Source organism: Candidatus Cloacimonadota bacterium (genome assembly GCA_011372345.1).
In the GTDB taxonomy this organism is placed as follows: Bacteria; Cloacimonadota; Cloacimonadia; order Cloacimonadales; family TCS61; genus DRTC01.
This window is the reverse complement of record DRTC01000549.1, coordinates 1-3204: the sequence shown is the minus strand read 5'-3', so window position 1 is coordinate 3204 and position 3204 is coordinate 1. Positions and strand designations below refer to the sequence as shown.

Sequence of the window (3204 nt, the reverse complement as noted above, 5' to 3'; positions counted from 1 at the left end):
GAATTAAGGAATAAAATGAACTTTAATGATCAAAAAGAAATGGAAATGACAACCGATGAAAAGATTCAGGTAATATCCAACTTGAAGAAAAACCTTGAAGAAAATTTCGTGCAATTGGGTCAATTGCTTTCGGAAATTAAAAGAGCGAAAGTTTTCAGATATAAAGGTTACGACAGTTTTAAAGAATTTATCGAAGCGGAGTTTAATATCAGCGGTACTCTGGCGAATAAAATAATCGGTAATTATGAACTTTTCCTGATCGAATTGGATGTTGATGAAAAATCGGTCAAGCAGATCGGTCTCGATAAATTGAATATAATCAAGCCGCTGGTGCGGAATTCTCCTTACCGGGAAGTCGAAGAATGGATAAACAAAGCTGAAGAATTACCAACAACCAAACTTCGGGAGGAAGTTAAGGAAGTCAGGGAAAAGAAGAGATCAAAAGAAAAAACTTTGAAGGACATTTATATTGAGCAATATCTCGAGAAAATGATCGATTATTTTAATTGCGGAAGGAAGGAACTGGATTACAAACTCGCCTTATATTTCCAGGAAATGGATCTCGATGAAGTCAAGAAGATCATCAAGAGCAATGAGCGGAAACTGGAAGAAACAGATTAATTAGAGTCCATCCGTAAAGTGCCATTTCGAGTTGTAAAGAGCTTGCGATAACGACTCGAAGAATCTTTAATATGCACTTTTTCTCGACTCGTCGTTCCTTACGAGTCGAAAAATCATAGTTTACGGATAAACTCTAATTAAGACAAATTGGAGGGAAATACTCAAAAAAGTTGTTAGAACCATTCAGCAATCAAACAGATTTACAAAAAAAAATTAAGAGGTTATAATGAACAAATTAAAAATACTATGGGTTGATGACGAGATAGAACACCTGAAGCCGTTTGTGATCTTCCTGACTGATAAAGGATATGATGTAAAGACCGTTTCTAATGGTCAGGATGCTGTTTCTCTCGTGGTTGAGGAGAAATTCGATCTGATCCTGCTCGATGAGATGATGCCCGGCATGGATGGTCTTAAAACTTTACAGGAGATCAGGAAATACAATGCTTCTCTGCCAATCGTAATGGTAACTAAAAGTGAAGAAGAAGGTTTGATGGACAATGCGATTGCCGGACAGATCGCAGATTATTTGATCAAGCCGATCAATCCGAACCAGATCATAATGGCGATCAAAAAGATTTTCCAGGCAGACGAGATCAGGCGTAATAAGATTGGTGAAGAATATGCTAAATTCTCTGCCCAGATCAACCAGAAATTATTTTCAGCTCCGAATTGGAAAGATTGGACTGATATCTACCAGAATATTTGTAAGTGGAATTTAACGCTTGATGAAGTAAATGATCCGACTTTAACGCAAATGCTTTTTCTGGAAAATATGAATTGTAATGCTGAATTTTCCAATTATATTGCTGATAAATACGGAAACTGGTTGAAATCAGATGAAAGACCGACCTTATCCTTTGATCTGCTTTCCGAAAAAGTGATTCCATTGATGGAAAGCAGGAAAATTGTTTATTTCATTGTACTCGACTGCATGCGTCTCGATCAATATTATGTGATAGAACCTTTTCTCCGCGAACTTTTCGATGTAAAAAACGATTTGTATTATTCCATTCTTCCGACTGCAACTCCGTATTCGAGGAATTCCATTTTCAGCGGTTTGCTTCCCAACGATATTGCCAATAATTATCCCGAATACTGGACTGAATCTTCAGATCTGGATAACAGCCGTAACCGCAATGAACATCAGCTTCTGGAAGCACATCTGAATGATATGGGTTATGACCTGGAAAAGAGCAAATATATCAAGATATTCAACATTGATGAAGGAAATTTCGTTCTGCGAAAGATCGAATCCTGGCATAATGAAAAGTTGGTCGTACTCGTTTATAATTTCCTCGATCTGCTTGCTCATCACCGTTCCAAAAACCAGATATTGAAAGAAGCAATTCCTGATGAATCAGCCCTGCGGGCATTCACCAAACACTGGTTCCTGCATTCAAATCTATATGATGCTCTGAAATTGATCAAAAAACAGGGAGCAACAGTGGTTATCACCACCGACCATGGTTCGATCCGGGTCAATCGTGCCAGCCAGATCGTGGGAGATAAAGATACAACTACCACGATTCGCTACAAACAGGGCAGAAATCTTTCTTTTAAGGAAAAACATGCTTTCATTATGAAGAATCCGGAGGAATACGGGCTTCCAAGCAGGAATATTGTCGATAATTATGTTTTTGCCAAAGAGGATTATTACTTTGTTTATCCCAATATGTTCCATCAATACCAGAAGCAGTTCAACGGCACATTCCAGCATGGCGGAATTTCAATGGAAGAGATGATCTTGCCCATCTCGATCTGTAATCCGAAGTAACTCACCCCTAACCCCTCTCTTGAAAAGAGAGGGGAAATGGTCTGCAACTATTGAAATTGTCATTGCGAGGTTTCTCACAAAGGGAATCAGACGAAGCAATCTCTGCCAGGACGGATAAATCTCATCTTCATTTTGTTGACAGCAAGAGATTACTTCGCAAGAAGCCAGCAGGAGAGAACTCGTAATGACAGTCTTTTTCCATAAATATATTGAATATGAAAAAAATGATCATTTTAAGATCAGAAACTGATACAATAAAATTAGCAGAAGAAATTGCTCCAACTCTGAAAAAGGGTGATATTATCGCTCTTTTCGGGGAGCTGGGCACAGGTAAGACCTTTTTCACCAAACACCTATGTTCTTTTTTGGGAGTCAGGGAAAATGTCAGCAGTCCGAGTTATGTTCTGATGAATGAATATGCGGGAAAATTCCCTATCTATCATCTTGATCTATACCGGCTGGAAGCAGAGGAAGAAGTGCTGGAACTTGGGATTCATGAGTTCCTCGATCAGGGATTAACGATCATTGAATGGCCCGAACTGGCGAAGAATGTTTTACCGGAAAACACGATCAGTATCTCTTTTAGTTTTGAAGATGGATATAGAAAGGTGGAGATAGATTCTTGATCATATGAAGGAGCAAGAAAGAAAGGATAATAGTTTTTCATTTGACAGGAAAAGAATCATAATGGATTCTGCAACTAGTGAAAAAGTCATTGCGAGGTATCTTACAAAGGAATTCTTGCGAAGCAATCTACTCCTCTAACTTAATGTGAAGCAAGAGATTGCTTCGTTTGTAACAGCAAG

The 3204-nt window shown here is 38.4% G+C and carries 3 protein-coding genes; all 3 read left to right on the top strand.

Features of this window, described 5'->3' with window-relative positions; translation table 11 throughout:
• Positions 1-15 precede the first annotated feature (15 nt).
• The 3 genes from ENL20_10395 (at position 16) to tsaE (ending at position 3024) form a co-directional block, all read left to right on the top strand.
• Positions 16-621, top strand: a complete 606-nt coding sequence (locus tag ENL20_10395) for a hypothetical protein (GenBank protein ID HHE38966.1) — start codon at positions 16-18, stop codon at positions 619-621.
• 226 nt (positions 622-847) lie between these two features.
• Positions 848-2398: a response regulator gene (locus ENL20_10390; protein ID HHE38965.1), complete on the top strand. Its 1551-nt coding sequence runs from the start codon at positions 848-850 to the stop codon at positions 2396-2398.
• A gap of 215 nt (positions 2399-2613) precedes the next feature.
• Positions 2614-3024 carry a tRNA (adenosine(37)-N6)-threonylcarbamoyltransferase complex ATPase subunit type 1 TsaE gene (tsaE, locus tag ENL20_10385; protein HHE38964.1) on the top strand — a complete coding sequence of 137 codons (411 nt, stop codon included), beginning with the start codon at positions 2614-2616 and terminating at the stop codon, positions 3022-3024.
• Positions 3025-3204: the final 180 nt, after the last annotated feature.